Genomic DNA, 22,195 nt, shown 5'->3' with positions numbered 1-22,195 from the left:
AGCATAGGTTCCTGGAGCCGTTGTTGATGGAATATCTATTGTTCCATCTCCATTGATGGTAGCACCAGAACCATCTGCATCTACTATAGATACATCTACTGTTGTTGATGTTACGGTAGTTCCATTAAGTGCGTCGTTTACGAATACTGTGGATGTGCTTCCCGCTGTCCCTGATTGAATAGGACTTGCTGTAAAGTCATCGTTTTGTGCATCGATATTAGCTGGAACAGTAACGGTAAATGTTGCCGTGTTTGATGTTGCATTTGCAAGATCTTCTACATTAAAGAGCGCACTTGTAGTTCCAATAAACGTATTTTCTGGTGTAAAAATAATTTCACCAGCATTATTTACTGAATAGGTTCCTTCTCCAGAAATTATAAGATTGTCACCAAAACCACCTGTATTAAGTGGGTCATTAGGGTCTATAAGCACTACAGAAGTGATGTCTATATTATTATCTGGATCTGTTGCATCCACTAACAAGTTTAATAAGGTTGTAGGTACACCCTGATTAGTAGACGTTGACTTATTACTTACCACAGGTGGTGCATTTGTAATAACTGTAGTTGGGCTTCCAAAATTAATTTCACCTAAAAAACCTATAGATATATTACGAGTCTGGTTAGGGTCGTTATTTGCTCTTCCAAGCGTAAAGTTTATAGAAGAAACGTTCTCATAATTAAGCCTTATAACTGATCTTGTGTTATTGGCAGAGACTCCAGCATCTGTAATATCCTGACTTCTGAACTCCAATGTGCTTGTAGGGTCTGTAGTTACCTGAGAGATGATAGTACCTGGAGGGGTTTGCCCTTCTAATTCATAACTAGCAGGTATAGAAACTATCGTAAACTCTTCAGCATCCATATCAATAATTTCCATAGAGAAACTATCTAGGGGAATACTAACAGCATTTGCAATATTTGTATCTGCAGAATTAGCAACAATAAATTGGATATTCCATTCTACAGCTTCTTCGGCGGTGTCATAGGTAATAGACGGCTCAAATCTATTCAGAGCGGCTTGCGTCTCATCTATATTTTGAACAGTAGGCGTACCTGTAAATGACACAATGCTGATAAGTGCATCTACATCAAAGGTACCTCCATTAACTTGTAAGGAAACATTTTCGACAAGATATGTTGCTCCAGGTTGCCCATCTGTACCATCAACCAGTACTTGCGTATTAGGAAACTGAGGGGTTTCTTGAGCAAAAACTAATGCTGAAGAAAAACAAAAAAGAAATAACAGAGCAATAGTAAAACTTCTAAAAAAAATTTGAAAGATGCCATTCAATTGTTTCAAATATTCTGTTATGGCAAAAGACCTGCTTGTTAAAAGCGATGTTCTATTTGATGAATACATAAGTAGAAATGGTAATAATTATATTAGGGTTCATATTTTCTATAGCTCAATAAGTATTTAAAACTTGAATAAATATCGTTGAAATACTATATTTTATCGATTAAATACACAAATTGCAATGCAAATGTATATAAGTAGTACTAAATTTTTGTTATTATTGTTCTGAGTGAATCTTAAGATGTTCTAAACAACATCTTGAAGAAGATAAATGAGAAGATATGATTGTTTTCTTTAGTCAAAACAGGTAAATACACCTTAAATTTATAACTCTAGGAGGATTAAGAAATCGGAAAAATATGAATTATGAAGGTATATTGATTTGTAGAAAAGAGTCCCTTTAATCAATTTAAACACGTTATGCATTTTTAAAAAATTTTGTCAATTCAAGTGAATTCCACGATTGAAATGAGTGAAATGAGTGAAATTTGTATCGATAACAAGTATTTACATATGAATTGGTTCTCGTTACGTTTTTTTAATTAAAAAATCACTCGAACAAATATTAAACTATTTATTTTAACTCAAAATGCAAAACGGGTAATTTAAAAATAATCGTATTTCCCTACTACAAAAGATTTATTTTTTTTAGTAAATCTGATCTGTATTTTTTACCAATAGGAATTAAGTCGTTTTCAATGCGCACGGAATTAGGATCAATTTCAGTTAAGAACTCTGTGTTGATAATGTATCCTCTGTGAACTCTAATAAAGCGATTGTCTACTTTAGAAATAACATCATTAAGACTTGTTCTTACAACTTGCCTTGATTTATCTTTTAACAAAAACTCTACATAAACGTGGTCGCTTTTCATTAAAAGTATATCATCAAAACGTAATTTTATAAACACGCCTTTGTTTTTGAAGAAAAGTGCATCCTTAATAACGACATCGTCACTTATAGATTGACCTGTTTTTCCAGCAAAATTGAATAGCGCAATTTCTATAGATGTATATAAGTCTTCCTTAGTAAAAGGTTTTACTAAGTAAGCCGGAGGCATCACTTTTTTTGCTTCATTTATTGTTAAGCTGTCTGCATTTGATGTTAAAAAGATGAATAGAAAATTATATTCATTCTTAATCTTCTTTGCTAAATCAATACCTGTTTTTTTTCCTGACAATTGAATGTCTAAAATGGCAATATCTGGAGATTCAGCCTCAATACGCTCAATAGCTTCCGTATAGTTTATAGCAGGCTCTAATGCGGTATATCCCAAAGTCTCTAGTGTATCACATATATCATCAGCAATGATGATTTCATCTTCTACAACTAAAATTTTGACGTTACTCATAAGTCTCTAAAATAAAATAATGTTCTTTCCAATTTTAACATTATTATCTTTAATGTTCTAAAACATCCAAAAACTGTTCTGAACGTATTATTACAAAATTAATCAATCGCATTTCTTGCCATCATATCTTTAAACAAAATATCAAATTGCGCACCACCTTGGCTAGTAATCTTCATCTGACCTTGTAATTGTTTTACAAGTCTAGTAATTAATCTTAGCCCTAGACTTTTTGCTTTTTTTACATCAATATTAACATCAATACCTGGCCCGTTGTCTGATATTTCTAATCTATAATTTCTTTCTCCATTCTCCTTGTTTAAAGACACATTAAGTATATTTTTTTCCGCTTTCGAAAAAGCATACTTATAAGAGTTGGTGATAATTTCGTTGATGATTAGACCTAGTGGAATTGCTGTATCTACATCTAACTTTATATTTTCTGCATTAATATTTGTTTGGACATTGCTTTTTCCAGCATACATAGTATTAATCTCATTAACTAATAACTTGATATATTCATCAAAGTTTATAAGTCCACTTTTATTTTGATATAATTTTTGATGAATAAGTGCCATAGATTTTACACGGGTCTTACCTTCATTGGCTAGTGCTAGTGCCTTTTCATCCTCTATACCTTTACTTTGTAATTCTAGCAAACTAGATACAATCTGAAAGTTGTTTTTCACTCGATGATGCACCTCCTTAATAAGCAATTCCTTTTCTTCAAAAGCCTTTTGAATAATACGATTTTGCTCGTTTAACTTACTGGATTGTCTTCTTGACGTAATAAGAAAAAATACAGCTCCAAAAAGTGCTATGGCAAACAAGGAACCTGAGATAAGGTATAATTTAGATTGCTTTTTCTGATAAGCTATTTCTTGCTCCTTTATTCGTACTTCTTCCTTTACCTCAGAACTTGCAAGTGAACTGGCTAAATCTTCGGAATAAATAGATTGATTTAACACAACACATCTACGAGAAAGAACCAACGCTTCTTTTAAAAACCCTTCTTTTTCCAATAAAAGTGATGCACTACTCAAAACAAAAAAGAACTCATTTTTATTTAAATGCGTCTCAGTTTGCTTTATAATTTCATTGCAGTAATCTAGCGCATTATCTTTAGCTAAAAGATTATAGATTTTAGTTTTATACAAATCATTTTTTGGGAGTCTAGAAAGGTAATTTGCAAATAGAGAGTGACTTTCTATACGAGTTTCATCATCGTTGTAGAGTTTCATTAATAACTCCCTAACTCTTTTATCTTCTCCGCCTTTAAATGCATAGCCATCTATAAGATGTATAATGTTACCTGTATAAAATATGCTCTTACGCTCGAGTTCTTTTTCTAACAATAACACCTTTTCTGCTGTCTCTATAAATTTAATTAACTTTCCTTCTATGACGTAAACATCACACAAAAGATATAGCGCATTAATTTGAGCTAATACATCATTTTGTCGTTCTGAAACTTCTAAGTTTTTATCTATTAAACTCTTAGTAGATTCAATGTCTCTTTGGATATATGATAGGACAATTTTATGAACATTAGCATACACTTTAGCCAACTCGTAATGTATTGATTTATCATTAAATTTACTTATATAAGATAACAATCCATCATTTATTCTTGATGACTCATCCAAATCACCTTCATCTCTTACTTTTGATACCTGAAGCCATTTGATTTTTACGTAATCTAAGTCAATTACATCTTTCTCAGGTTCTTCAATATTTGCTTCAATGTATTTTGAAAACTCAACATCAGAAATATTTCTATTTTTGAAACAATCTTCTAAAAAATAATAATATTCCTTGTTAGAAAGTTCTTTTGAATTAAGGATAGCTTGAAATCGAGCTTGCTTCTTTTCGTCTTTAACTTTATTTAAGTAGATTAATGCAGAGTCCTTTGCTTTTTGTATTATAAAAAGCTTAACTTTATTTATGTTACTATTTTGTAAAGTTGTATCTGTCTGAGCAAATAGTACAGTGCTCCAAAAAAGTACTCCTAATGTAAAAATTAAACGCATTTTTTTTCTTTCTACAAAGATAGAATAATCGTTAATTAATTGTTAAAAATGTTCTGAAGAGTATCTCTTACTGGATTTAATTAATCAAAATTTCAAGAAAAGAAGAAGTAGAGCAGATTTAATAAAGTACCAAGGTGAAAGAAACATCAAAATCCAGAATATAAAATAACCATCCCGATGGATTAGTAATATTACTCAAACGTCTTGACATATAGAATAACTACAATAGTTATCACCATAAATTCTACTTCATAAACTTTTTTAAATAAAAAATTCTATATCGCCACTATATATCTATCGCTTTATTTTTAAATTTAAAACTTAGTTCATAATATTATTTGACTAATAACAAAAATTAAAATACTATTCAATTGGAGCTCGCAGATACTGTAATAAGCAGAAATTTATAGAGTCTCTAGGAAAAAATGAGGTCAAAAAAACAAATTAATTTAAATAAAATACCTATTGATTAAATCAAGTTTTTTAACAAATTTTCTACAATTAAAAAAACCAACAATTTAAAAAACTTTTAAAACTATTGGTTTTACTATGACCTGTAGAGGATTATCTGCGATGATCCTCAAAGCTTCTCTTTAAAAATAAAAAATTCATTCCAACATATAAATTCAAAGAAGTTTGATTTAACGCTGGGATATTACATTTATCCGTGACCTAGAGTGGGCAAAGTTCAAACTTTTTAAATAAAGATTTATCTTTAATAACGGCTTTTGTAGAACAGGATTCGCTAGCGCATCCCTCATAGCTCTATCCTGCAAATAAGAAACCACGGACTATCGTTCTAGTTGTTTACTTTATTGCCAAACTTCAAACTACGTTTGGTTTTTCCATAAAATAAAGAACCACGCTTAAAAGCGTGGTTTCTTGGGTGATTGTGACCATGGCAGGATTCAAACCTGCAACCTCTTGAGCCGTAATCAAGTGCGCTATTCAGTTGCGCCACATGGCCTTTTTTAGTGGGTGCAAATATACATTTTTTATTAAAACTCCACCAAACAATTTCTTTCAATTTTTAAAATTATTACTTTTGAATATGACACACACACTCCTACAAGAAAAGTTCAATAAAAACCTAGATAAGGCACTACTTCGTGAAATAGAAACCATTGGCAAACTAACAAAGTTTAAAACAAACGATATCATCATAGACATCAATCAAACCCTAAAACACATCCCGTTATTATTAAGCGGCAACATTAAAATTCTCCGCGAAGATCAAGACGGTAACGAACTCCTCATCTATTTCCTCGAAGCTGGCGAAACCTGTACCATGTCTCTCACCTGCTGCATGGGCACTACAAAAAGTAAAATTCGCGCTGTAGCCGAAAAAGACTCCACCCTCATCATGATACCCGTTCAAAACATGCAAAAATGGTTTCACGAAAATGCCAGTTGGCGTAATTTTATCTTAGAAAGTTACCAAATTCGTTTTGAGGAAATGCTACAAACTATAGACAACCTCGCCTTCATTAAAATGGACGAGCGCCTCCACAAATACCTCATCAACAAAACAAAACTCCATGCCTCAAAAACCATTATCGTAAAACACCAAGACATCGCCGAAGACCTCCACACCTCTCGCGTTGTCATCTCCAGGCTGCTCAAACAATTAGAAAATCAAAATAAAATCAAACTCAGCCGAAACAAAATACAAGTCTTATAGCTAATTTGGGCGCCTGCCTACCTGCGGTATCGCAGGCAGGCTAACACAAGGGTCGGGCTTTCACTACTCAATCCCTCCTGCGTCGGGGATTTCAAACACGCCGTTCAATCCCTAGCGCACTCATCCGCCAACATCAGTTCTTAATTCATTACCTTTTTACGTTCTGTAAGTAACATTTATTACAATACATAAAACAAGTTTATTTTAAATTCGCATTAAAATTCTAAATATGGAGACAATTTTAAATCCTTGGCCTTGGTATATTTCAGGTCCACTAATCGCCTTAGTTATGGCATTACTGCTTTATTTTGGCAAAACCTTCGGAATGTCATCAAACCTACGCACCATGTGCTCAATTGCAGGCGCAGGAAAATTTACAGACTTTTTTAACTTTAAATGGAAAGACCAACTTTGGAACTTAACTGTGGTATTAGGCGCTATAATTGGTGGTTTTATTGCAGTACAGTTTCTATCAAACCATTCAGGTACAGACCTAAATCCAACAACAGTAGCAGAACTTCAAAATATGGGATTCAATAACCCAGGACAAAATCTAGTTCCAAATGAAATGTACAGCTTAGATGTTTTAGCATCACCTAAAGCGCTACTACTTTTAGTTATTGGTGGTATACTGGTAGGTTTTGGTACACGTTACGCAGGCGGTTGCACCTCAGGACATGCAATTACCGGTTTAAGCAGTTTACAAAAACCTTCACTTATAGCTGTAATAGGCTTTTTTATAGGAGGGCTTATCATGACAAATTTTATTTTACCACTAATTTTTTAAGATTATGAAAGTATTAAAATTTCTACTTGTTGGCATATTTTTCGGCATTGTTTTGGTAAAGTCCGAAGCAGTCTCGTGGTATCGTATTTACGAGATGTTTCGTTTTCAATCCTTCCACATGTATGGTATTATAGGTACTGCAATTGCCTCAGGAATCTTGTTTTTACAACTCTCAAAACGTGGCGTAATAAAAAGTATAAAAGGTGCAGCTATTTTTGTACCTAAAAAAGATAACGGTTTTGTACGCTACATTGTTGGTGGTACAATATTCGGTTTGGGTTGGGCGCTTGTTGGTGCTTGCCCAGGCCCAATGTATATTCTTTTAGGCACAGGTATTTATAGCATGCTAATAGTTATTGCTGCTGCTATTTTCGGTACATTTATTTACGGACTCCTTAAAAACAAACTACCACACTAAATGGACTACACCCAAATTTTAGGATATGTTGGTGCTTTAATTGTAGGTCTAGTTTTAGGGTTAATTGGTGGTGGAGGTTCTATATTAACTGTTCCATTATTAGTATACCTATTGGGCTATAACCCAGTAGTTGCAACAGCGTATTCACTTTTTGTTGTTGGTACATCTTCTATGGTTGGTACATACCAAAAACACACAAAAGGCTTGGTTGATTTTAAAACAGGTTTAGCTTTTTCATTTCCGTCATTTATTGCTGTGTATTTATCTAGGCGCTATTTAGTTCCAGGAATTCCAAAAATGCTATTTAGTGTTGAGGATTTTAGCTTAACAAAAGATATGGGCATCATGATTTTTTTCGCCGTTATTATGATACTTGCATCTTATTCCATGATAAAAAACAAAAAAGAACCAATTGAAAACGCTGAGAGTCAACCCTACTATAAAACATTTATTCAAGGATTAATTATAGGAACTATTACAGGTATTATTGGTGCAGGAGGCGGGTTTTTATATGTTCCCGCTTTGGTACTATGGGCAAATATTCCAATGAAAAAAGCTGTAGGCACCTCACTAATCATTGTAACTATTAACTCTTTAATTGGGTTTACAGGCGATGTACAAACTTTAGACATAGAGTGGACATTCCTTTTAATATTTACAGGAATATCAATTTTAGGAATTATTCTGGGGGTCTTTCTGTCTAAATTTATAAGTGGAAAAAAATTAAAAAAAAGTTTTGGCTACTTTGTATTAATTATGGCTACTTACATCATTTACAAAGAGTTAAAATAGTTTTAAAAGTAATATAAGTTACAAAACAATTGTATTAGCTTTTGTAATTTTGAAATATGTAATTGAAAATATTCCTTCCTTATTGGGAATAACAAAAAATTTTATGATGAAAATAGAACAAATATATACTGGCTGTTTAGCACAAGGCGCTTACTATATTGAGTCTAATGGTGAAGTAGCAATTATAGACCCATTACGCGAAACACAGCAATATATTGATAAAGCGGAACGTAATAATGCAAAAATTAAGTATATTTTTGAAACTCATTTTCATGCAGATTTTGTTTCCGGGCATGTAGATTTAGCAAAAAAAACTGGTGCAAAAATTATTTTTGGACCAGAAGCCGAAACAGAATATAATATTCATTCTGCAAAAGATAATGAAGAATTTAAGTTAGGAAACATAGTTATAAAAGTATTACACACACCTGGACATACTTTAGAGTCCTCTACATTTCTTTTAATTGATGAAAACGGTAAAGAATACGCTATTTTCTCTGGAGATACTTTATTTCTTGGTGATGTTGGTAGACCAGATTTGGCTATTAAATCTGATGTAACTAAAGAAGACTTAGCAGGCATGCTTTATGACTCCCTAAGACATAAAATAATGACGTTACCAGACGATATTATTGTATATCCAGCGCATGGTGCAGGTTCAGCATGTGGCAAAAATTTAAGTAAAGAAACTGTTGGTGTTTTAGGAGACCAAAAGCAAACCAACTATGCCTTACGTGCAGATATGACCAAAGCTGAGTTTGTAAAAGAAGTTCTAGACGGTATTGCCCCACCACCACAATATTTTGCAAAAAATGCCCTATTGAATAAGGAGGGTTATGACGCTTTTGAAAATGTGCTTAAAAAAGGAGATACGCCTCTAGCTCCTGAAGTTTTTGAAGCCATAGCCAATAATGAAAATGCTCTAGTTTTAGATGTTCGTACGCAAAAAGAATTTGTTGAAAGCCACATACCAAACTCCATTTTTATTGGTCTTAACGGTGGTTTTGCACCATGGGTAGGTGCTTTAATAACAGACTTAAAACAACCTATTTTATTAGTAACTCCACTAGGAAAAGAAGAGGAAACTGTTACACGCTTATCTCGTGTTGGTTACGACAATACGCTTGGGTATTTAGAAGGTGGTATTAGTGCTTGGAAAAAAGCTGGAAAAGATATTGAAACCATAGCTTCTATTTCTGTAGATGTTTTTTCTAATCACTTTAAAAACATGAATATAAATATTTTAGATGTTAGAAAAGACGGTGAATATAAATCTGAGCATTTAAAGGGAGATAATGTACAACACTTTGCTTTAGATTATATAAACGATAATATGAATACCATAGATAAAGACAATACTTATTACATTCATTGTGCTGGTGGTTACCGTTCAGTTATTGCTGCATCCATATTAAAAGCCCGTGGGTTTAATAAATTAGTAGATATTGATGGCGGTTTTGGCGCCATTAAAACTACAGATTTACCTACTACTGATTTTGTTTGCCCAACTACATTATAAATAAAAAACCTCACAGACTAAAAAATCTGTGAGGTTTGCTAAATATCATTATCATTGTTTACTAAACAATCTCAGCACTTAAACCAGCTTGTAACAATTTAGAACATCTAGGTTTTAAGTCGTCATAATCACCTGTTTTTACAGTACATTTTCCTTTATAATGCACAATTAAAGAACATTGTTCTGCTTGTTCCGAAGTATGGTCGCAGGCATGTATTAAACTATCAATAACATGATCAAAAGTATTAACATCATCATTGTATAATACAATTTCGTTTTGGTCTAATACTTCTTCTTGAAGCAATAACTCTTCGGAAAGTTTCTCTTTTAAACTCATTTTTTAATCTTTTTAAAGCGCAATTTTTATACTAATTTAAAAATTTTAATGATACCCAATTATTCCTTTGCAATTTTTCTTCAAATTTTAACACATGTTTTTCACATTCTTTTTGAATCATTGGAATATCTTCAGCATAAAATCCGCTTAAAAACAAAACACCACCTTTATTTAAATGCATGGTATAAATTGCCATATCCTGCATTAAAATATTACGATTAATGTTTACTATTATAATATCGTACTTATTTTTTATAGCAGAAGCATCACCTTCTATAACTGTAATATGCTCACAATTATTGCGCTCTACATTTTCAATACTGTTTAAGTAGCACCAGTTATCATAATCTATCGCGTCTATTGATTTTGCACCTTTTAGTTCTGACAGTATAGCTAAAACACCAGTGCCACAACCCATATCTAAAACAGTTTTATCTTTAAAATTGTTTTTTAAAATATGTTGAATCATCATATGCGTAGTTTCATGATGTCCTGTACCAAAACTCATTTTTGGTTCTATAATGATATCGTATTTGGTATTTGGCTTTTCGTGAAAAGGAGCACGAACTGAAACTAATTCATCTACAATTATGGGATTAAAATTCTTTTCCCACTCTGCATTCCAGTTAGTTTGCACTATATCTTCAAAGGTATAGGTGATTTCAAATTCATCTGAATTCAAAATTTGGATATCATCTAAGATGCTTGCACTCCATTCCTCTTTTTGAACGTAGGCTGTTACTCCTGTTTCGGTTTCTACAAAACTTTCAAAACCTGCATAACCTAATTCGGCAATTAAAATTTCTACCCCAGGCTGTAAAGGCTGCACTTTGAAATAATAACCTATGTAGATGGTATTGGACATGGTTTTAGCTATTTATTGGCGGGTGTACCCGCGTTAGCGATTGCAGTGGATAGCCCACAGCGTAGGAACGGAGCGAGGACTTGTAACGTAAAGCGCGACCCACGCTTTTTTGCGTGGGTAACGCCCAAATTATTTTTTATGCTTAAAATGCGTTTACAATAGCAAAGAAATCTTCAGCCTTTAGTGAGGCACCACCAATAAGTCCGCCATCCACATCTGGCTTTCCAAAAATTTCTTTTGCATTGGCTGGTTTCACACTTCCGCCGTAAAGTATAGAAACTTCATTTGCGATTTCATAGCCGTATTGGTCTGCTAGAGTTTTTCTAATAAATGCATGCATGTCTTGTGCTTGCTCTGGTGAAGCAGTTTCACCTGTACCAATTGCCCAAACAGGCTCGTAGGCTAAAACGATATTTTTAAATGCTGAAGCATCCAAATGAAATAATGCATTTTTAATCTGACTGCCAACAATATTTTCTTCATTTCCTGATTTTCTATCGGCTAATTCTTCGCCAAAACAGAAAATTACACGCATATCTTTAGCTAAAGCTGCATCTACTTTTTTAGCAAGTGATGCATCGGTTTCTTTAAAATATTCGCGACGCTCGCTATGGCCAAGTATTACTGTATTTACACCGATACTTTTTAACATATCTGCACTTATTTCGCCTGTGTAAGCACCGTTAGTAGCAGCATGCATATTTTGTGCAATTACTTCAATTACATCGTTATCCTTTAATGTTTGATACGCTTGCCACAAATTTGTAAACGCTGGAGCTATCATAACCTCAGCATCTGTTGTTTTTGTTTTACTTTTAAGTGCTGTAATTAATGTCTCGGTCTCAGCCAAATCATTATTCATTTTCCAGTTTCCTGCTACGATGTGTTTTCTCATAAGATTAATTTAAACTTCTTTTAAAGAAGATATATAGTTTAGAATTGCTTTATTTAATACAAAAATACTTAATTTTTTAGAGCTTCAATCAACTTTTTATCATCAGCCTCAATAACATTAAATACAACGATTTCGCCAGCTTTATTAATAGCCATATATCTTGGAATCCAACTTATGTTTACAAAACTACCAAATGGTGATTTTTTTCCTTTTGGCAAGAAATAATGTTCACCTACTACATTGTACTTTTTTATACCACGTTTCCAAGCGGGTACTCCCCTATCTAAGGAAAAAAACAAATACACTGCTTCTGGATACTTATTTTGAAGTGCCGTTACTTTTGACATACCTTTGATACAATCTGGACACCAAGATGCCCAAATATCTATCACTATATTTTTGCCTTGGTGTTGCTCTAAAATAGATTTTAGAGATACGTTATCTCCTTCTAAATTAACTAAAGTGTCGTTTAATGCTGCTGTATTAAACTGCACTGGGTCTTCCCCACAACTGTAAAACCCTAGCGTTATTAATAATGAATATAATATCTGTTTCATATTTTGTTTTATTGTAATTTAACTTTTGGATCTAACCAAACATAAATTAAGTCGACTATAATATTTATAATTACAAATAACGTTGCAATTACTAAAACTGCTCCCATTATTACTGGTAAATCTAGTGTGTTTAGAGAGTTAACAATCTCTTTACCAAGGCCATTCCACCCAAAAATAAATTCTACAAAAACTGCGCCTGCTAACATAGAGGCAAACCACCCTGATATTGCTGTAACCACAGGATTTAATGCGTTTTTAACAGCGTGACGTTTTATAATTTGAAACTCACTTAAACCCTTAGCTCTCGCTGTTCTTATATAATCTTGATTAAATACTTCTAACAACGAATTTCTCATGAGTTGTATAACAACGGCTAGCGGACGAATACCTAAAACAATAGCGGGTAAAATGAGATTTTTCCACTTAATGTGCATAGCTTCTCCAAAATCATCTAGCTCGTAAAGGCTACCTGTCATCTCCAAATTAGTGTATTTGTGCAATACGTAACCAAAAAACCATGCAAATAAAATGGCACTAAAAAACGAGGGTACACTCATACCAAATGTGCTTAAAACTTGTATGGTTTTATCTAACCATTTGTCTTTAAATAATGCAGAAACAATACCTAAAGCTACTCCTAAAATTATGGCAATTAGTATTGCAGAAACTGCCAATACAAATGTATTTGGTAGTGTTTCGCCTAAAACTTGTGTCACTTTTTTACCCTGTTTTGTGAAAGATTCTCGTAGATATGGAAACTTTAAAACGGTGGTTGTATTTCTTATGGAAAATAGTTTGGCTGCTGCGTATTTATTTTCGGCTAAATATGTATAATCTTCTTTGTTTTTGGAATGAAATGATAATGGTGATACATCATTGATATAATAGGCGTACTGTGTTAAAACAGGTTTATCAAAGCCATATTTTGCTTTTACTTTGGCTAGTTGTTCGCTATCCTCATTTTGCCCCATCATCATTTGAGCGGGATCACCGGGTAGTATGTTAAATAAAAAGAAAATAACCGTTACTACTCCGAATAATGTGAGTAGCGCGTAAAGGGCTTTATTTAGGAGATAGTTTATCAGTTGTTAGTTGTTAGTTGTTAGTTGTTAGTTGTTAGTTGTTAGTTGTTAGTTGTTAGTTGTTAGTTGTTAGTTGTTAGTTGTTAGTTGAAAATTATTCATTTTTAAGCTTTACCTCAATAATTCCAGTATAAAAGGTATTATTTTGAGTATTCAATTCCTTCAATTGGATTGTATCTTTTATAACATTAACACTTTCTATCAGATTAGTATCTAAAGCTTCAACTAGTTCTTTGGTTGAAACTTCCCATTTACAAAATATGCTACTGCCTCTTCTAATTCCTTGGGTTCTGGTCTTTTCTCTACTTCTGGCAACTCCAAATCCTCAATATCATTCCAATGCACTTTTTGTTTTACAGTGCCTTTATCTAATTCTAAAATTCCAGGGTTTGATCGCACAACAGTTTTTAATGCTTTTTCATCACATAAATACCACTCAAAATCGATATTATAGGCTTCGCTTATTCGTTTTTTCGCATCGTTTCCAGATGCTGTCAACCCAATAATTTGATAATTATTTCTTCTGGCTTCATCTTGTAATGCTTTTAATTTTAAAACGCCGTCGCGTTCTATTTTTTCAAGACTGTACGACACTACAACAATTAAGTTTTCTTGATTTAAGTAATGTGTTGTTAAATCTTCATCCTCACTTTCTATTGAAAAATCGACTACTGGTGGTATGTAGCCCTCTTGTATAACTTGTGTTTCAACGCCAATAAATTCTCCGTCAACATCAGGATAAGCTCCATTAGTAGTTATTATCTGTTCTTCGCCATTTACATTAAATTTCCAACTATATAACTGTACTGGCGCCGGTGCATCTTCTGGTATTGTCATACCTTCTTTTATATTTTTTCCAATAGCATAAGCTCTAAAATCGATATATGGTAAGTGCATCAATACATGATACCCAAACCATAAACTCACAATAAAACCTAGTAATGCTAGTATGGTTGTTTGTAATTTACCAAACACTGGTTTTATGTACTTAACACCAAAGAATAAAATTAAAATTAATACAAGGAGTGCCACATCTTTCCAGAACGTCTCCCATGGTTTTAGCTTTATAAAATCTCCAAAACAGCCACAATCTTTAACTTTCTCAAAATACGCAGCATAAAAGGTTAAAAACGTAAAGAATACAATCATGAGTAATAAACTCCAAACTGTGAATTTAGGTTTATAACCTATTAGTAAAAACACGCCTAAAACCACTTCAAACACCACAACAAATACCGAAATTAATAACGCATAAGGCTCTAAAAACGGAATATTTAATACATCTGGACTAAAATACTCTTGTAGTTTATACGAAAAACCAATAGGGTCGTTCAATTTTATAAACCCTGAAAAGATGAATAATATGCCTACTAATATTCTACTTATTGCTACTAATGCTTTCATACTTTTATCATTTCTGCGAAGTTAGGAATCTATATTTTTAACTTTTCTATATTTTTTTTCGGATTCCTGTCTTCGCAGGAATAACAGCTATTTTTTAGATAAATGAATCATCGCAAAAACCGCATAGTTTATCATATCTTGATAATTTGCATCAATACCTTCACTCACCAAGGTTTTGCCTTGGTTATCTTCAATTTGCTTAACGCGTAATAATTTCTGCAAAATTAAATCTGTTAAACTACTTACGCGCATATCACGCCATGCTTCACCATAATCATGATTTTTATCTTCCATTAATTTTTTTGTGATAGAAATATGCTTTTCATACAACTCTAAAGATGTTTCTGTAGACATATCAGGTTGTTCTACCACACCCTTTTCTAACTGAATTAACGCCATAATACAATAATTAATTATGCCTATAAACTCACTTTCTTGTCCTTCATCAACTTTTTGAACAGCGTTTTGTTGCAAACCTCTAATACGTTGTGCTTTTATAAAAATTTGATCTGTTAGTGATGGTAATCTTAAAATACGCCACGCACTACCATAATCGCTCATTTTCTTTTCAAATAAACTTTTACAGCTATCAATTACCGCATTATATTGTTTAGAAGTATCTTGCATAAATTATGTGTTCAATATCTATTTTCCGTAAATTTCGCATAAATTATTATAATGTCAAAGTTTAGAGTTTAAAGTTTAAAGTTTTAAACCAAATACAAACACTACAGAAAACCTAGTAATGACGATAAATTGTAAAGGCCAACTTATTGATTTAACTACACCTAAAGTGATGGGTGTTTTAAACGTAACACCAGATTCGTTTTACGATGGCGGAAAATATAAAGACGAAACTTCAATTTTAAAACAAGTAGAACAAATGCTAAATGAAGGTGCCACATTTGTTGATGTTGGTGCGTATAGTTCTCGACCAAATGCAGATCATGTTTGTGAAAATGAAGAATTACAACGCATTCTACCAATTGTAAATCTTATCTTAAAGCATTTTCCTAAAGCTTTACTTTCTATTGATACCTTTAGAAGTACTATTGCGAAACAGTGTATTGAAGCTGGTGCTGCTTTAATTAATGATATTTCGGCAGGGAAATTAGATGATATTATGCTACCAACAATTGCTGAATTGCAAGTGCCTTATATTATGATGCACATGCGAGGTACACCGCAAAACATGAAAAGTTTAACAGACTACGACAATTTGGTAAAGGATATTTTATTATATTTTTCTGAAAGAATTAAAGCAGCCCGAGATTTAGGTATTATTGATGTTATTATAGATCCTGGCTTTGGATTTGCTAAAACTTTAGAGCAAAATTTTGAAATTTTAAATACGTTGGAATTATTTAAAATGATTGAAAAGCCATTGCTTGTTGGGGTTTCAAGAAAATCTATGATTTATAAAACTTTGGAAACTTCTGCCAAAGAAGCTTTAAATGGTACTACTGTTTTAAATACAATTGGCTTGCAAAAAGGTGCTTCTATTTTGCGTGTACATGATGTTAAAGAGGCTGTGGAGTGTGTTAAATTGTATGATAAACTAAATAAATCTTAAAAAACACCTCCCTTAATCCCTCCTTTTTAGGAGGGACACTCTTGCTCTTAAAAAAATATATTATTAAAATGAAATATTAGAAAAAATAATCGCAACAGTTTCCCTCCTATTTAAGAGGGGATTAAGGGGTGTGTTATAGATAAAGTATGAAAATCTACTACAATTCGCAATTAAAAGAATTAGCTAGACAACTTAGAAACAACTCTACAAAGTCAGAAATAAAACTTTGGACTTATTTGCGAAGAAAACAAATGTATGGTTACGATTTTCATAGACAGAAACCAATAGATGAATATATTGTTGATTTCTTTTGTAATAAACTGGAATTAGCCATTGAATGCGATGGGTATTCACATGAAATACTGGAAGTACATGAAAAAGACGTAAAGAAAACCACAAGATTAAATGAATTAAATATTCATGTGTTGAGATTTTCTGACCATCAAATAATGAATGATATTGATAATGTTATCAGGGCAATTGAAGATTATATTTTTAGATTTGAAGATAATGGTTTTACACCTCCCTTACTCCCTCCTTATTAGTAGGGACACTCATACTCTAAAAAGATATTGTTATAATGAAAATGAAATATCACAAAAAACAACCACAACAGTTTCCCCTCTATTAAGAGGGGATTAAGGGGTGTGTTAAGACCAAAACATAACTACTAATTAATCATGAAAAATATTTTATTCATTTTTATTACTGTCTTTATCTTTTCCTGCGGAAACGAAAAAGAACTACAATTACCACAAATTGAAAAGGCTAGTATTACTGAATTGCAAGATGTGTCTGCTGCGTATTTGTTTTATGATGAAACACAACCTGATAGTGTTTTGCTAAACCGAAAAAACTTGATTAGCACCACAAATTGGTTGATAAATGTAGATAAACGTTTAACTTTAAGACAGGTTATTCCTCACATTAAATTTCTTCAAGACAAAAAAACATCTTCTAGCCATAAAAATGAAAAAGCTAAGAACTACTTTACCTGTCATGATTTGATTAGGAATAATTTGGGGTTTTTGGAGTTTACGGATGTAAATTTTCATGAAGAGCTTTCCGGAAGTTATTTTGCTAAAATATCTCAATTAGATTTTACCAAAAAATTATATATAAACGTCATTTCACCTGAGAGAGTAGATTTAATTCTACCATCTAAAGAAATTGATTTTCATACTTCCAATATTTCTGATTTTAAAAATGTTCTAATTAAAGAATTAAAAAAACAAAAACAAGTAGTTAAAGTCATCATTGATTTAAAAAAAGAAATATCGTTTCAAGATTATATTCTAATTAAATCAGAACTTTTATCACTAACCTTAGAAAATATTGAGATATCTAAAAACGAATTTATTTATTAACCACAATTTCTTAAATTTACAAAAACCTATCAGCTATTGAACATCTTTGATGACATTTTAAACCTCCGTTTTATAGATTACTTAGATGTTGTTCTTGTGGCACTTCTACTCTATTACCTTTATAAACTTGTAAAAGGTACTGTTGCTATAAATATTTTTATTGGTATTATCATTATTTATGGGGTTTGGAAACTTACTGAATTTCTAAACATGGAACTCCTTTCGGGTATTTTTGGTGGTTTTATGCGCGTTGGTATTATTGCACTTATCGTTGTATTTCAACCAGAAATAAGGAAGTTTTTACTCATGGTAGGTTCTACTAATTTTAATAGGCGACGTAAATTTTTAAAACAGCTAAAGTTCTTAAAAACCGAAGGCACTATCGAAACTGATGTGGATGCTATCATTTCGGCATGTAATAAAATGAGCATGTCTAAAACTGGAGCACTAATCGTTTTAGAACGCAATAATAATTTAGATTTTTTAGCAGAATCTGGCGATGAAATGAATATAAAGGTTACCCAACCTATTATAGAAAGTATCTTCTTTAAAAACAGTCCGTTACACGATGGCGCCATTATCATAAGCAATAATATTGTAAAAGCCACACGTGTCGTACTACCCGTAAATAATGAAAAGAGTATCCCCCAACGTTTTGGTTTACGCCATAAAGCTGCAATAGGCGTTACCGAAAAAACTGATGCCTTAGCACTTGCCGTTAGTGAGGAAACCGGACACATATCCTATTTTACAGATGGGGAATTTGTAGTGTTTGAGGATACAACAGAACTTATAAAAATGATTAAGAAAGATTTAGCGTAATGCACTGTAAAAACTGCGACATACAATTACAATCTCACCAAAATTATTGTTCTAAGTGTGGCGCCAAAATAATTAGAAACAGGCTAAACTTTAAAAATATTTGGTCAGAGATTAATCTTTACTTCTTCAACCTTGATAATAAACTATTAAAAACTCTAGTTTACTTATTTACCAAACCAGAAGAGGTTATTGTAAGCTACATAGAAGGTACACGTAAAAAATACGTAGATGTTATTCAATATTTTGCAATCTCATTAACACTTGTAGGTATCCAAGTGTTTTTAATGAATACCTTTTTTAAGGATGCTATGGATCTAAGTAATTTATATGGAGACTCTATAAAAGAGCTTTCTACCCAGAAAAACAATCCCTTCTCGCCAGAGAATATGGACTATAGTGCCATAAATAACTACCAAAGTGTTATTTATGTATTAAGCGTGCCAGTATCTGCATTTTCTACATGGATTGCCTATTTTTTGGTTGGTGATAAACGTTATAATTTTACCGAACATATAGTACTTAACCTATACTACTCTGCTCAAATTATTATTGTAAGTGCCGTATTAAGTATTCTATTTTTGGTTTGTGGTGGAGATTATTTAACCATTTCGCTATTTGTTAGTGTTTTTACATTTGCATATTTATTCTACATATTACATCGCGTTTTTAAAATTAGCCTACTAGACAGTTTTGCCCGATTCCTATTAATTGGGTTTGTATATGGTGTCATTTTCACTATCTTATTTTTTGTTCTAGTACTTATAGGCGTCATAATTAAATTTAATAGTTAAATTATGAATTGCAAAAACTGTAATAACACTTTAAGAACAGATTATAGCTTTTGTCCAGATTGTGGTGGCAAAGTGGTGAGACAAAGAATTACCAATAAAAGTTTAATTTATGATTTTCTAGAGCGTTACTTTAACTTAGATAATACCTTTATTACAACCATAAAGCACATGCTTTTAAAGCCAGAAAGTGTTTGTGGCGGATATATTGATGGTTTAAGAAAAAAATATTTAAACCCCGTGAGCATGTTAGCCATTACATTAACACTGTCTGGACTCACGCTTTTTTTAATGAAAAAAATTGCTTGGGAAAGTATTGATTTTGGAAGTGTTAGTTACGTACAAACAAGTACTGGAGGCGAGGGTAAAAAAAAAATTATAGCCTCAACCATGGAGTATAGCTCAGTACTGTTTTTAGCCTACATTCCGCTTCTAGCATTTTCTAGTTTTATATTCTTCAATAAAAAGAATTACAATTTTGCAGAACACATGATTATTTCAATTTATGGAATAACAGCTTTTAGTATAATATCATCGGTTTACTCTGTAATCACACTAATAATAAATCCACAATTCTATATAGATTATGCCCTATTATATTCATTAGTCATGGTTTTATTCTGTATTTATGTGGCATATCGTAATTCTAACGACAGCATAAAATCGTTGTTTTGGAAAATTCCGCTATATCTGCTATTCTTTCTTATCTGTTATATGGGAGTTTCAATGCTAACAGTAGTTATACTAATGTTAACTGGTGAAATATCAGTACAAGATTTTGTGCCTAAAAAACATTAATTCTACATGCTACAAATGGCAATTATAGTCTGTGTTTTAAATATCATTATTTGGGCGTTACCTAAAAAGGTCGGGCTTTACGCTACAAGTCCTCGCTCCTCCTGCGTCGGGCTGTTGGCTTTCCACTACAATCCCTAACGCATGGTCAGTCTGCCAACATAAAACCCTAAACAAACCACGTAGCTTATTTACAATAGCTAGTATGTAATAGTAAAACAATCATTTAAAAAAATAAAAAAAAATCTTGATGACATTTTTAATGTTCACTTTATGTAATAATGTGCAACCTCTTAAACATATAATAAATGCAAGCCATGAAAATAGTAATTGTATGTCTCATGGTAACCAACCTAACTATAACGATATCTTAAATGATGTGCTAGTTATAAAAACTGACGTACAACTAACAGTAACAATAGAATAAAAAAATGTCATAAATTTTAACAAAAAAAGTGTATCTTTCTACCGCTATTAACAACTTATGCCAGAGAGAAATACACTAAAAAAAGGCTTCTCAAGTCAGCAATTACTAATTGATTCTATTAAAGCGAACGATGAGCAAGTACTTAAAAATTTATACAAAGAAAATTTTCGCAAAACCGAACATTATATTGTAAAAAATAGCGGTTCTAGTGAAGAAGCAAAAGACATATTTCAAGAAGCTTTTGTTACGGTTTGGGAGAACGTTCAAGACAATAAATTTGTACCAAAAAATGAATCTGCCCTTAACGGCTATTTATATACCATAGCAAAAAATAAATGGTTAAATCATTTAAATTCTGCGAGATATAGAAAAACGAATTCATTTGAGGATCATTTACAAATACAAACGTTAACCGATAAAAACACTTTTGAAACCGATATACTTAATGAAGAAAATGATAATAAAATAGATAAAGTAGTTGATGCTTTTGAAACATTAGGAGACGCTTGCAAAAAACTATTATCCTTTTTTTATTATGATAAAAAATCGCTTAGAGACATTTCAAAAATAATTAATATCACAGAAGCTTCAGCGAAAAATAAAAAATACCGCTGTTTAGAAAAATTAAGATCACTAGTGAAAAACCCTTAATTAAACCCCTAATAAATTGGAACATAGCAATCCCATATCGCAAGAACTTTTAGAAACTATAGAACGGTACTTAAAAAATACCATGCCTACTGAAAAACGCGATGCTTTTGAAGAAAAATTAAAAGATAATCCTGTTTTAAAACAACAAGTAAAAGACATAGGCGCGATGCTTTTTGGTGTTAGAAAAGCTATTTTTAAGAACAAAGTAGATGGTTTTCATGAGGAACTCAAAGAAAAAAAATCAGAGCAATATACAGATAAAAAGGTATTCAAACTGAACTTTAAACACTTATCAATCGCGGCATCTATTGCTATTTTGATAGGCAGTGTGTGGTTTTTTAATCAACCAAAATCAAATCAAGCTTTATTTGATAAGTATTATGTTGAAGATAGAGGTTTAGAAACTAATATGGGCGAAACTGACAATTACATTTTTGATGATGCTATGGTAGATTACAAAAAGCAAAAATATACCATGGCTATTAAAAAGTGGCGCCCTTTGCTCCAAAATAAACCAGAAAATGACACACTTAACTATTTTTTAGGTGTTGCGCACTTAGCTAATAAAAACGAGAATGAAGCTGTAAATTATTTGAAAGCAACTATAAGAAACACGGAGAGCAGCTTTAAAAATGAAGCTTACTTTTATTTGGGGTTATCTTATTTAAAAATGGACAACATAGATTTAGCGATTGAGTATTTAGAAAAAAGTAATTCAGAAAAAAGTAAATCTATAATTTCAGAATTAAAAAAGTAAC

24 protein-coding genes and 1 tRNA gene are annotated in these 22,195 nt (G+C 32.1%); 14 read left to right on the top strand and 11 right to left on the bottom strand.

What is annotated here, in order from left to right; genetic code table 11:
* From ACKGJY_RS10055 to ACKGJY_RS10040, 4 genes are all read right to left on the bottom strand, one after another.
* Nucleotides 1–1,362, bottom strand: a 1,362-nt coding sequence (locus tag ACKGJY_RS10055) for an Ig-like domain-containing protein (RefSeq protein WP_413973749.1), incomplete at its 3' end; no start/stop codon positions are given.
* 565 nt (nucleotides 1,363–1,927) lie between these two features.
* Nucleotides 1,928–2,650 (bottom strand): response regulator, encoded by a 723-nt coding sequence (locus ACKGJY_RS10050; RefSeq protein WP_413973748.1) that lies wholly within the window; start codon nucleotides 2,648–2,650, stop codon nucleotides 1,928–1,930.
* Between the two features lie 98 nt (nucleotides 2,651–2,748).
* Nucleotides 2,749–4,677 (bottom strand): sensor histidine kinase, encoded by a 1,929-nt coding sequence (locus ACKGJY_RS10045; RefSeq protein ID WP_413973747.1) that lies wholly within the window; start codon nucleotides 4,675–4,677, stop codon nucleotides 2,749–2,751.
* Nucleotides 4,678–5,570: 893 nt separating this feature from the next.
* A tRNA-Arg gene (locus ACKGJY_RS10040) sits at nucleotides 5,571–5,644 on the bottom strand.
* A gap of 84 nt (nucleotides 5,645–5,728) precedes the next feature.
* Here ACKGJY_RS10040 and ACKGJY_RS10035 point away from each other — a divergent pair.
* The 5 genes from ACKGJY_RS10035 to ACKGJY_RS10015 all read left to right on the top strand — a co-directional run bounded on the left by ACKGJY_RS10035 (nucleotide 5,729) and on the right by ACKGJY_RS10015 (nucleotide 9,874).
* Complete coding sequence (locus ACKGJY_RS10035; protein ID WP_413973746.1) at nucleotides 5,729–6,358, top strand: Crp/Fnr family transcriptional regulator; 630 nt, start codon at nucleotides 5,729–5,731, stop codon at nucleotides 6,356–6,358.
* Nucleotides 6,359–6,587: 229 nt separating this feature from the next.
* Nucleotides 6,588–7,145: a YeeE/YedE family protein gene (locus ACKGJY_RS10030; RefSeq protein ID WP_413973745.1), complete on the top strand. Its 558-nt coding sequence runs from the start codon at nucleotides 6,588–6,590 to the stop codon at nucleotides 7,143–7,145.
* A gap of 4 nt (nucleotides 7,146–7,149) precedes the next feature.
* The gene (locus ACKGJY_RS10025) at nucleotides 7,150–7,563 is read left to right on the top strand and encodes a DUF6691 family protein (protein WP_413973744.1); all 414 of its coding nucleotides are present in this window, start codon (nucleotides 7,150–7,152) and stop codon (nucleotides 7,561–7,563) included.
* Complete coding sequence (locus tag ACKGJY_RS10020) at nucleotides 7,564–8,355, top strand: sulfite exporter TauE/SafE family protein (RefSeq protein ID WP_413973743.1); 792 nt, start codon at nucleotides 7,564–7,566, stop codon at nucleotides 8,353–8,355. It begins immediately after the preceding gene.
* A 106-nt stretch (nucleotides 8,356–8,461) separates the two neighbouring features.
* Nucleotides 8,462–9,874 carry an MBL fold metallo-hydrolase gene (locus tag ACKGJY_RS10015; RefSeq protein WP_413973759.1) on the top strand — a complete coding sequence of 471 codons (1,413 nt, stop codon included), beginning with the start codon at nucleotides 8,462–8,464 and terminating at the stop codon, nucleotides 9,872–9,874.
* Between the two features lie 61 nt (nucleotides 9,875–9,935).
* On the opposite strand, the gene ACKGJY_RS10010 is transcribed toward ACKGJY_RS10015, so the two are convergent.
* From ACKGJY_RS10010 to ACKGJY_RS09980, 7 genes are all read right to left on the bottom strand, one after another.
* Nucleotides 9,936–10,211 (bottom strand): ATP-dependent Clp protease adaptor ClpS, encoded by a 276-nt coding sequence (locus ACKGJY_RS10010; RefSeq protein ID WP_413973742.1) that lies wholly within the window; start codon nucleotides 10,209–10,211, stop codon nucleotides 9,936–9,938.
* Nucleotides 10,212–10,242: 31 nt separating this feature from the next.
* Nucleotides 10,243–11,076 (bottom strand): 50S ribosomal protein L11 methyltransferase, encoded by an 834-nt coding sequence (gene prmA, locus ACKGJY_RS10005; protein WP_413973741.1) that lies wholly within the window; start codon nucleotides 11,074–11,076, stop codon nucleotides 10,243–10,245.
* 142 nt (nucleotides 11,077–11,218) lie between these two features.
* Entirely contained in the window at nucleotides 11,219–11,971 is a 753-nt protein-coding gene (tpiA, locus tag ACKGJY_RS10000) for a triose-phosphate isomerase (RefSeq protein ID WP_413973740.1), read from the bottom strand.
* 68 nt (nucleotides 11,972–12,039) lie between these two features.
* A complete protein-coding gene (locus ACKGJY_RS09995; protein WP_413973739.1) occupies nucleotides 12,040–12,528 on the bottom strand; it encodes a TlpA family protein disulfide reductase in 489 nt (162 codons plus the stop codon).
* 8 nt (nucleotides 12,529–12,536) lie between these two features.
* Nucleotides 12,537–13,613, bottom strand: a complete 1,077-nt coding sequence (locus ACKGJY_RS09990) for an ABC transporter permease (RefSeq protein ID WP_413973758.1) — start codon at nucleotides 13,611–13,613, stop codon at nucleotides 12,537–12,539.
* Nucleotides 13,614–13,835: 222 nt separating this feature from the next.
* Nucleotides 13,836–15,014 (bottom strand): BT_3928 family protein, encoded by a 1,179-nt coding sequence (locus ACKGJY_RS09985; protein WP_413973738.1) that lies wholly within the window; start codon nucleotides 15,012–15,014, stop codon nucleotides 13,836–13,838.
* 87 nt (nucleotides 15,015–15,101) lie between these two features.
* Entirely contained in the window at nucleotides 15,102–15,641 is a 540-nt protein-coding gene (locus ACKGJY_RS09980) for a DUF1599 domain-containing protein (RefSeq protein ID WP_413973737.1), read from the bottom strand.
* 118 nt (nucleotides 15,642–15,759) lie between these two features.
* On the opposite strand from ACKGJY_RS09980, the gene folP reads away from it, so the two are divergent.
* The 9 genes from folP to ACKGJY_RS09935 all read left to right on the top strand — a co-directional run bounded on the left by folP (nucleotide 15,760) and on the right by ACKGJY_RS09935 (nucleotide 22,194).
* Nucleotides 15,760–16,587: a dihydropteroate synthase gene (folP, locus tag ACKGJY_RS09975; RefSeq protein WP_413973736.1), complete on the top strand. Its 828-nt coding sequence runs from the start codon at nucleotides 15,760–15,762 to the stop codon at nucleotides 16,585–16,587.
* A gap of 146 nt (nucleotides 16,588–16,733) precedes the next feature.
* Nucleotides 16,734–17,132 (top strand): endonuclease domain-containing protein, encoded by a 399-nt coding sequence (locus ACKGJY_RS09970; RefSeq protein WP_413973735.1) that lies wholly within the window; start codon nucleotides 16,734–16,736, stop codon nucleotides 17,130–17,132.
* A 135-nt stretch (nucleotides 17,133–17,267) separates the two neighbouring features.
* The gene (locus tag ACKGJY_RS09965) at nucleotides 17,268–17,954 is read left to right on the top strand and encodes a hypothetical protein (RefSeq protein ID WP_413973734.1); all 687 of its coding nucleotides are present in this window, start codon (nucleotides 17,268–17,270) and stop codon (nucleotides 17,952–17,954) included.
* Between the two features lie 36 nt (nucleotides 17,955–17,990).
* Nucleotides 17,991–18,776, top strand: coding sequence for a diadenylate cyclase (locus ACKGJY_RS09960; RefSeq protein WP_413973733.1), 786 nt, complete (start codon nucleotides 17,991–17,993; stop codon nucleotides 18,774–18,776).
* Nucleotides 18,776–19,567, top strand: coding sequence for a DUF3667 domain-containing protein (locus ACKGJY_RS09955; RefSeq protein ID WP_413973732.1), 792 nt, complete (start codon nucleotides 18,776–18,778; stop codon nucleotides 19,565–19,567). The genes ACKGJY_RS09960 and ACKGJY_RS09955 overlap by 1 nt, the downstream gene beginning before the upstream one ends.
* Nucleotides 19,568–19,570: 3 nt before the next feature.
* A complete protein-coding gene (locus tag ACKGJY_RS09950; protein ID WP_413973731.1) occupies nucleotides 19,571–20,362 on the top strand; it encodes a DUF3667 domain-containing protein in 792 nt (263 codons plus the stop codon).
* A gap of 247 nt (nucleotides 20,363–20,609) precedes the next feature.
* Nucleotides 20,610–20,786, top strand: a complete 177-nt coding sequence (locus tag ACKGJY_RS09945) for a hypothetical protein (RefSeq protein ID WP_413973730.1) — start codon at nucleotides 20,610–20,612, stop codon at nucleotides 20,784–20,786.
* A 57-nt stretch (nucleotides 20,787–20,843) separates the two neighbouring features.
* The gene (locus tag ACKGJY_RS09940) at nucleotides 20,844–21,437 is read left to right on the top strand and encodes an RNA polymerase sigma factor (protein WP_413973729.1); all 594 of its coding nucleotides are present in this window, start codon (nucleotides 20,844–20,846) and stop codon (nucleotides 21,435–21,437) included.
* A gap of 16 nt (nucleotides 21,438–21,453) precedes the next feature.
* The gene (locus ACKGJY_RS09935) at nucleotides 21,454–22,194 is read left to right on the top strand and encodes a tetratricopeptide repeat protein (RefSeq protein ID WP_413973728.1); all 741 of its coding nucleotides are present in this window, start codon (nucleotides 21,454–21,456) and stop codon (nucleotides 22,192–22,194) included.
* The last annotated feature ends 1 nt before the right edge of the window (nucleotide 22,195 follow it).

This window comes from Hyunsoonleella sp. 2307UL5-6 (assembly GCF_047345485.1).
Taxonomy (GTDB): domain Bacteria; phylum Bacteroidota; class Bacteroidia; order Flavobacteriales; family Flavobacteriaceae; genus Jejuia.
Note: the sequence above shows the minus strand (reverse complement) of the source record. Positions and strands in the feature narration are given on the sequence as shown.

What these genes read in the sequence shown, in the direction of transcription:
- ACKGJY_RS10050 (WP_413973748.1), bottom strand. Translation starts at nt 2,650, where the DNA reads ATGAGTAACGTCAAAATTTTAGTTGTAGAAGATGAAATCATCATTGCT.
- ACKGJY_RS10045 (WP_413973747.1), bottom strand. Translation starts at nt 4,677, where the DNA reads ATGCGTTTAATTTTTACATTAGGAGTACTTTTTTGGAGCACTGTACTA.
- ACKGJY_RS10035 (WP_413973746.1), top strand. Translation starts at nt 5,729, where the DNA reads ATGACACACACACTCCTACAAGAAAAGTTCAATAAAAACCTAGATAAG.
- ACKGJY_RS10030 (WP_413973745.1), top strand. Translation starts at nt 6,588, where the DNA reads ATGGAGACAATTTTAAATCCTTGGCCTTGGTATATTTCAGGTCCACTA.
- ACKGJY_RS10025 (WP_413973744.1), top strand. Translation starts at nt 7,150, where the DNA reads ATGAAAGTATTAAAATTTCTACTTGTTGGCATATTTTTCGGCATTGTT.
- ACKGJY_RS10020 (WP_413973743.1), top strand. Translation starts at nt 7,564, where the DNA reads ATGGACTACACCCAAATTTTAGGATATGTTGGTGCTTTAATTGTAGGT.
- ACKGJY_RS10015 (WP_413973759.1), top strand. Translation starts at nt 8,462, where the DNA reads ATGAAAATAGAACAAATATATACTGGCTGTTTAGCACAAGGCGCTTAC.
- ACKGJY_RS10010 (WP_413973742.1), bottom strand. Translation starts at nt 10,211, where the DNA reads ATGAGTTTAAAAGAGAAACTTTCCGAAGAGTTATTGCTTCAAGAAGAA.
- prmA (WP_413973741.1), bottom strand. Translation starts at nt 11,076, where the DNA reads ATGTCCAATACCATCTACATAGGTTATTATTTCAAAGTGCAGCCTTTA.
- tpiA (WP_413973740.1), bottom strand. Translation starts at nt 11,971, where the DNA reads ATGAGAAAACACATCGTAGCAGGAAACTGGAAAATGAATAATGATTTG.
- ACKGJY_RS09995 (WP_413973739.1), bottom strand. Translation starts at nt 12,528, where the DNA reads ATGAAACAGATATTATATTCATTATTAATAACGCTAGGGTTTTACAGT.
- ACKGJY_RS09985 (WP_413973738.1), bottom strand. Translation starts at nt 15,014, where the DNA reads ATGAAAGCATTAGTAGCAATAAGTAGAATATTAGTAGGCATATTATTC.
- ACKGJY_RS09980 (WP_413973737.1), bottom strand. Translation starts at nt 15,641, where the DNA reads ATGCAAGATACTTCTAAACAATATAATGCGGTAATTGATAGCTGTAAA.
- folP (WP_413973736.1), top strand. Translation starts at nt 15,760, where the DNA reads ATGACGATAAATTGTAAAGGCCAACTTATTGATTTAACTACACCTAAA.
- ACKGJY_RS09970 (WP_413973735.1), top strand. Translation starts at nt 16,734, where the DNA reads ATGAAAATCTACTACAATTCGCAATTAAAAGAATTAGCTAGACAACTT.
- ACKGJY_RS09965 (WP_413973734.1), top strand. Translation starts at nt 17,268, where the DNA reads ATGAAAAATATTTTATTCATTTTTATTACTGTCTTTATCTTTTCCTGC.
- ACKGJY_RS09955 (WP_413973732.1), top strand. Translation starts at nt 18,776, where the DNA reads ATGCACTGTAAAAACTGCGACATACAATTACAATCTCACCAAAATTAT.
- ACKGJY_RS09950 (WP_413973731.1), top strand. Translation starts at nt 19,571, where the DNA reads ATGAATTGCAAAAACTGTAATAACACTTTAAGAACAGATTATAGCTTT.
- ACKGJY_RS09945 (WP_413973730.1), top strand. Translation starts at nt 20,610, where the DNA reads ATGACATTTTTAATGTTCACTTTATGTAATAATGTGCAACCTCTTAAA.
- ACKGJY_RS09940 (WP_413973729.1), top strand. Translation starts at nt 20,844, where the DNA reads ATGCCAGAGAGAAATACACTAAAAAAAGGCTTCTCAAGTCAGCAATTA.